The sequence below is a fragment of the Pseudomonas fluorescens genome (genome assembly GCF_902497895.1).
GTDB lineage: Bacteria > Pseudomonadota > Gammaproteobacteria > Pseudomonadales > Pseudomonadaceae > Aquipseudomonas > Aquipseudomonas fluorescens_BP.
Genome location: NZ_CABVHQ010000126.1, coordinates 1 through 6,431 on the forward strand (window position 1 = coordinate 1; position 6,431 = coordinate 6,431).

At 59.0% G+C, this 6,431-nt stretch carries 6 protein-coding genes; 2 read left to right on the forward strand and 4 right to left on the reverse strand.

Features of this window, described 5'->3' with window-relative positions; genetic code table 11:
* The 3 genes from F8N21_RS29705 to F8N21_RS29715 all read right to left on the reverse strand — a co-directional run.
* The coding region (locus tag F8N21_RS29705) for an ATP-binding cassette domain-containing protein (RefSeq protein WP_150645515.1) at positions 1–365 on the reverse strand (365 nt) is incomplete at its 3' end.
* Positions 362–1,207, reverse strand: coding sequence for a choline ABC transporter permease subunit (gene choW / locus F8N21_RS29710; protein WP_150645516.1), 846 nt, complete (start codon positions 1,205–1,207; stop codon positions 362–364). The genes choW and F8N21_RS29705, both read right to left, overlap by 4 nt.
* Positions 1,208–1,274: 67 nt before the next feature.
* A complete protein-coding gene (locus F8N21_RS29715; RefSeq protein ID WP_150645517.1) occupies positions 1,275–2,222 on the reverse strand; it encodes a choline ABC transporter substrate-binding protein in 948 nt (315 codons plus the stop codon).
* Positions 2,223–2,658: 436 nt separating this feature from the next.
* On the opposite strand from F8N21_RS29715, the gene F8N21_RS29720 reads away from it, so the two are divergent.
* Positions 2,659–4,035 carry an L-serine ammonia-lyase gene (locus tag F8N21_RS29720; RefSeq protein ID WP_150645518.1) on the forward strand — a complete coding sequence of 459 codons (1,377 nt, stop codon included), beginning with the start codon at positions 2,659–2,661 and terminating at the stop codon, positions 4,033–4,035.
* A gap of 571 nt (positions 4,036–4,606) precedes the next feature.
* A complete protein-coding gene (locus F8N21_RS29725; RefSeq protein WP_150645519.1) occupies positions 4,607–5,710 on the forward strand; it encodes a GlxA family transcriptional regulator in 1,104 nt (367 codons plus the stop codon).
* Between the two features lie 219 nt (positions 5,711–5,929).
* Here the strand turns inward: F8N21_RS29725 and F8N21_RS29735 are convergent, their stop codons facing one another.
* Positions 5,930–6,193, reverse strand: a complete 264-nt coding sequence (locus tag F8N21_RS29735) for a hypothetical protein (protein WP_150645472.1) — start codon at positions 6,191–6,193, stop codon at positions 5,930–5,932.
* Between the last annotated feature and the right edge of the window lie 238 nt (positions 6,194–6,431).

Below are 6,431 nucleotides of genomic sequence, written 5' to 3' on the forward strand. Positions count from 1 at the left end.
GGCATCAGGGCGAATTTCTGGAAGACCATGGCGATGCGCTTGGTGCGCATCATTTTCAGTTCGGCCGGGGTGCAGGAGGCGATGTCGATTTGCTTGCCTTCATGCTCGACGAACAGTTGCCCGCGACTGACGGTGTTCAAGCCGTTGATGCAGCGCAGCAGACTGGATTTGCCGGAACCGGAGAGGCCCATCAGTACGCAGATTTCGCCTTTATCGATGTCCAGGCTGGCCTTTTCGACACCGACGATCTGCCCGGTCTGTTTCAGGATCTGGTCACGCGTCATGCCCTTGTCCAGCAGCTTGAGGGCCTCACGCGGATCTTTGGAGAAGACAACGTCTACCTTGTCGAAGCGGATTATGCTCATGCGTCACCCCCTACTTTAGCGTCGGGTTGTTTGCAAATACGGTCGAGCATGATCGCCAGCAATACGATCGCCAGGCCGGCTTCGAAGCCCAGGGCGATATCGGCAGTGTTCAGTGCGTTGACCACGGGTTTACCCAAGCCATCAGCACCCACCAGTGCCGCGATCACTACCATCGACAGTGAGAGCATGATGCACTGGGTGATGCCGGCAGCGATGCTCGGCATGGCGTGGGGCAGTTCAATGCGCGAGAGCAACTGACGGCGCGAGCAGCCAAAGGCCTTGCCGGCGTCCATCAACTCTTGCGGTACATCGCGGATACCCAGGTAAGTCAGGCGGATGGGCGCGGCAATCGCGAACACCACCGTTGAAATCAGACCGGGTACCACACCCAGGCCGAACAGGGTCAGGGTAGGAATGAGATAAACGAAGGTCGGTACGGTCTGCATCAGATCGAGTACCGGACGCATGAAAGTATAGAACATCGGTTTGTGCGCCGCGACGATGCCCAACGGCACGCCGATGACCACGCAGACCAGTGTCGCGAACAGCACCTGGGCCAGGGTCTCCATGGTTTCCTGCCAGTAACCCAGGTTCAGGATCAGCAGGAGGGACAGTGCGACAAAGGCCGTCAGACCCCATTTGCGTTGAATGACATGTGCCAGTAGCGCGATCAGACCGATCAACGCCAGCGGATTGAACCAGGTCAGCGCAAACGTCACGCCGTGGATCATCGTTTCCAGTGTCACGGCTATCGCATCGAAGGTGGCGGCGCCATTTTGCGTCAACCATTCAACGAAGGCAGAGATGTACTGGCCCAGGGGGATTTTGTGATCAGTCAGCATGGTATTGAACGTCCACATGCAAGGAAAAGTACGTATCCAGGCGGGCTAGCCCGCCGGGAGCCTGCGGTTACTGCGCCAGCTTGGCTTTAACGGCCTCCAGGCCTGGTTTACCGTCAATGGTGGTCACGCCAGCCAGCCAGGTGTCGAGCACCTGCGGGTTTTTCTTCAGCCAGGCCTTGGCTGCCACATCAGGTTTCATTTTGTCGTCCAGGACGTTGCCCATCAGGGTGCTTTCCATGTTCAAGGTGAACGACAGGTTTTTCAGCAACTGGCCCACGTTGCTGCATTCCTGGGCATAGCCCTTGCGGGTGTTGGTGTAGATGGTTGCCTGACCGAAGTTCGGGCCGAAATAGTCGTCACCGCCAGTCAGGTACTTCATCTTGAAGCGAGTGTTCATCGGGTGCGGTTCCCAGCCCAGGAAGACCACTGCAGTGTTGCGGCGCTGGGCGCGATCGACCTGCGAGAGCATGCCTGCTTCGCTGGACTCGACCACCTTGAAGCCGGCGTCCTTGAGGCCGAAGGCATTCTTGTCGATCATGCTCTGGATCAGGCGGTTACCGTCGTTACCCGGTTCGATGCCGTAGATCTTGCCGTCGAGTTCCTTCTTGAACTTGGCAATGTCGGCAAAATCCTTCAGGCCCTTGTTGTACAGATCTTCAGGCACGGCCAGGGTGTACTTGGCGTTTTCCAGGTTGGCGCGCACGGTGTCCACGGTGCCGGCATCGCGGTAGGCCTTGATGTCGTTCTCCATGGTCGGCATCCAGTTACCCAGGAAGATGTCCATGTTCTTGCCGTCGGCCAGGGACTTGTAGGTCACTGGCACGGAAATCATCGTGGTTTTGGTTTTGTAGCCCAGCGCATCGAGGACGACGCTGGTGGTCGCGGTGGTAACCGTGATGTCGGTCCAGCCGACATCAGAGAAGTTTACGGTGCTGCATTGAGCCGGTTCTGCGGCTTGAGCCAGAACCGGCAGACTCAGCATGGCGGCCAACAACAACGACGGGGAACCTTTCATGGGTGGACTCCTTGGTGTTTTTTTCGGCGGTGTTCCGACTGGACGACCGCGCTTATAGGTTGCGGTTGGATGGCGTTTTGAAAACAGCTCTACCACGGCGCCTTGGAATCGAGTCGACACTGATCATGTAACAGTGAAATTCAAACGCCTACAGGGTGCGTCGTATCCAGTACAGGGAGGGTCGCATCCAGTGTCGGTGACGTCGTTTACAGGTTTTTTCAGCCCGGCAACCGCACTTTTTGCCCATCTGCACCGCAAAAAACGGCCGGAACCTGCCGTTGGCAGATTGCGACGTTAGTGGGCATGAGTGAGTCGGTGTGAGACGTCGTGCTTTGCTGCAAAAGCCTGATGATGCGCTGGTCTCGGCGTTGAGCGTAGCAGCTCCGTCACCGGGCGTTTTGGCGCCTGGAGTGTGCTCATCAGGAGGTTCGCGGTAATGGCTATCAGTGTGTTTGACCTGTTCAAGATTGGTATCGGTCCGTCCAGTTCGCATACGGTTGGGCCGATGCGCGCAGCCGCGCTCTTCGTGCAGGTTTTACGTGAACGTAATGTGTTGGAACAAGTCCAGCGGATCGAAGTTCAGCTGTATGGTTCGCTGTCGGCCACCGGCATCGGTCACGGCAGCGACAATGCGGTGATCATGGGTCTGATGGGCGAATGGCCGGACGCGATCGATCCATCGCAGATCGGCGTGCGTATCGAGACCCTGCGCGAAACCGAGACCTTGCTGCTCGACAGTCGTTTACCGATCCCCTTCGTCTGGGCGCGGGACATGCGCCTGATCGATGAGAACCTGCCGTTCCATCCCAATGCCATGACCCTGGTTGCCGAAGGCGAGGATGGCGAGCTGCATCGCGACACTTATTACTCGATCGGTGGCGGCTTTGTCGTCGATGAGGCGCAGGCCAGCAGTGGTGTCGCGGACCTTGATCGCACCGAGTTGCCGTACGATTTCTCCAGCGCGGTCGAATTGCTCAGCCTCTGCCAGAAGCACAACCTGCGAGTGGCCGAGCTGATGCTGGCCAACGAGAAGGTCTGGCGCTCGGAAGAAGAGATTCGCAGCGGTCTGATGACGCTCTGGCGCGCCATGCAGGACTGCGTCGAACAAGGGCTCAAGCACGAAGGCATCCTCCCTGGCGGTCTGAATGTGCGGCGCCGTGCGGCCAAACTGCATCGCAGCCTGCAGGAGCTGAATAAACCCAATGTGATCGGCTCGACCTTGAGCGCCATGGAGTGGGTCAACCTGTTCGCCCTGGCGGTCAACGAAGAAAACGCCGCCGGTGGGCGCATGGTCACTGCACCGACCAACGGCGCGGCCGGGATCATCCCGGCGGTGCTGCACTACTTCATGAAATTCAGCGAAGTGGTGACCGAGGCCAATGTCGTCGACTACTTCCTGAGCGCGGCGGCAGTGGGGATTCTGTGTAAAAAGAACGCCTCGATTTCCGGGGCCGAGGTCGGCTGCCAGGGCGAGGTCGGTTCGGCCTGTGCCATGGCAGCGGCCGGGCTCGCGGAAATTCTCGGTGCGACCCCGGAGCAACTGTGCAATGCGGCGGAAATCGGTCTGGAGCACAACTTGGGCCTGACCTGTGATCCGGTCGGCGGCCTGGTGCAGGTGCCGTGCATCGAGCGCAATGCGATTGCCGCAGTGAAGGCGATCAACGCGGCGCAGATGGCTTTGCGTGGGGATGGTCAGCACTTTATTTCACTGGACCGGGTGATCCGCACCATGCGCGATACCGGGGCTGACATGCATGACAAATATAAAGAGACGTCGCGCGGTGGGTTGGCGGTGAGTGCGGTGGAGTGTTGATTCGGTTCAGGCAGAGATACCGAGTTGACCTCAATCGCGAGCAAGCTCGCTCCCACAGGATTGGCTTAGGCACAGATTGAATGTTCACAGCAGATCTAATGTGGGAGCGGGCTTGCTCCGGGCGGCGTTCCGACGATGAGGTCAGACCAGTCAAAACTGCGCGTTAAGTGAACACCTGCTTTCAAGCGCGCCACCTTTTGGCGCGTCGCTTACAGATAAGTGAAACATCCTCAGGTCAGGGCGCGAATTCGACCCTGACCGTCGGTCACCCGTGCTTGTGGTGACACTCTTTTACGACGGTTCTCAATGCCGTTCCCAAAAGTGCTACCGATTTGCTCACACGCAACGGGCTAGAGCACTTGCCTGCATTAATGGCACTTATAACCCCCACTCGACGCAGGCTAATATAGACACATCGCGACGTCGTTTTCAGGAGTTATTGAATGGCCATTCAACTTTAGGCATGGCAATTGCTCTGTCATAACAAAGCCCGTCTCCCACGCGAGAACGATGGCAATAACAAGAGCCTCCGCCTGAGGCCATCACCCGCTTTGTGTGAGGAGATACCGCGATGACGTCGTTCAACTCCGGGGCCCAACCCCAGAACCGTGCGCCTCAATCCATCGGCTTTTTGCTGCTGGACAATTTCACGCTTATTTCTCTGGCTTCCGCAGTCGAACCCCTGCGCATGGCCAATCAATTGTCCGGTCGCGAGCTGTATCGCTGGACGACTCTCACCGCCGACGGCGGCCAGGTCTGGGCCAGCGATGGCTTGCAGATCACCCCGGACGCCTCGATGCACAAAGCGCCCGCCATGGACACCATCATCGTCTGCGGCGGAGTCGGTATTCAGCGCACCGTAACCCGTGAGCACGTGTCATGGCTGCAAAGCCAGGCGCGCCAGTCCCGTCGCCTCGGTGCGGTCTGCACCGGCAGCTGGGCCCTGGCCTGTGCCGGGTTGCTGGATGGCTTTGATTGCAGCGTGCACTGGGAATGCCTGGCGTCGATGCAGGAAGCGTTCCCGCGGGTTTCCATGAGCACCCGGTTGTTCACGCTCGATCGCAACCGTTTCACCAGCTCCGGCGGCACCGCGCCGCTGGACATGATGCTGCACTTGATCAGCCGTGATCACGGTCGTGAGCTGTCGGCAGCGATCTCCGAGATGTTCGTCTACGAGCGCATCCGTAACGAGCAGGATCACCAGCGCGTGCCGCTCAAGCACATGCTTGGCACCAACCAGCCGAAGTTGCAGGAAATCGTCGCGCTGATGGAAGCCAACCTGGAAGAGCCGATCGATCTCGACGAGCTGGCGGTGTATGTCGCCGTGTCGCGGCGTCAGCTGGAGCGCCTGTTCCAGAAATACCTGCACTGCTCGCCGTCGCGCTACTACCTGAAATTGCGCCTGATCCGCGCCCGGCAGCTGCTCAAGCAAACGCCCATGTCGATCATCGAAGTGGCCTCGGTCTGTGGCTTCGTCTCAACGCCGCACTTCTCCAAGTGCTACCGCGAATACTTCGGCATTCCACCACGGGATGAGCGCGTCGGCTCCAACACCGCTCAACAGGTGGCGATGTTGCCGCTTCCGCAGGCGCTGGTACTGGCCCCGTTGTCTGGACCGCTGTCGGCGTTGAGCCAGGCCAGGAATGAGTCGACGTTTGCCAGCGTAAGGCTGTAGTCCATTGTGGCGAGGAGGCTTGCTGTGGCGAGGGGGCTTGCCCCCGCTGGGCTGCGAAGCAGCCCTGAAATCTGAGATCGCGTTTTGTCAGGCAAAACGCATCAGCCGATTTTCGACCGCTGCGCGCTCGAGCGGGGGCAAGCCCCCTCGCCACAACAAGCCCCCTCGCCACAGGTCGGTGTCATTTCCTGCCCTGGATTAGCGGGTAGAGGCGATCTATCAGGCGCTACGGCTTTGCTTGTACTGCGCCAAAGCAGGCAACAACTGCTGGTCGATAGCCTGACGTACCGCCGGAAGAATCGTCGCGCTACCGGTGTACATCTGCTCGACCATTCCCTTGAGTGCCTTGGCCCGCGCATCGCTCAAGCCGCGTACCGCGCACTCGCAGGCTTGCTCGGCGGTCGAGCCGCTGGATACGTCAAAACCCAAGGCCCTCAATTGGCTCAGCAGGTCGTCCTGGTCAATCAAATCCGCGTGCATCATGACGCTTATCCTTATTCAGGGAGTGTGGTCGTGGCTCGATTCTGGTTGGCACTCGGGGGCGTCGGCAAGGGCGATTTGTCGTTATGGCCGCAATACCTATGAACAGGTCGTTTTCGGCTAACTCACAGGGGATATGAGTGGGCACACTGGACCTCAGCTCATGTGTCGAACGGTTTGGTCACCCTCCACGCAAAGCTCCTCAGCAACACACCTCTGCCTCGATCTTGTCACGGCTTGA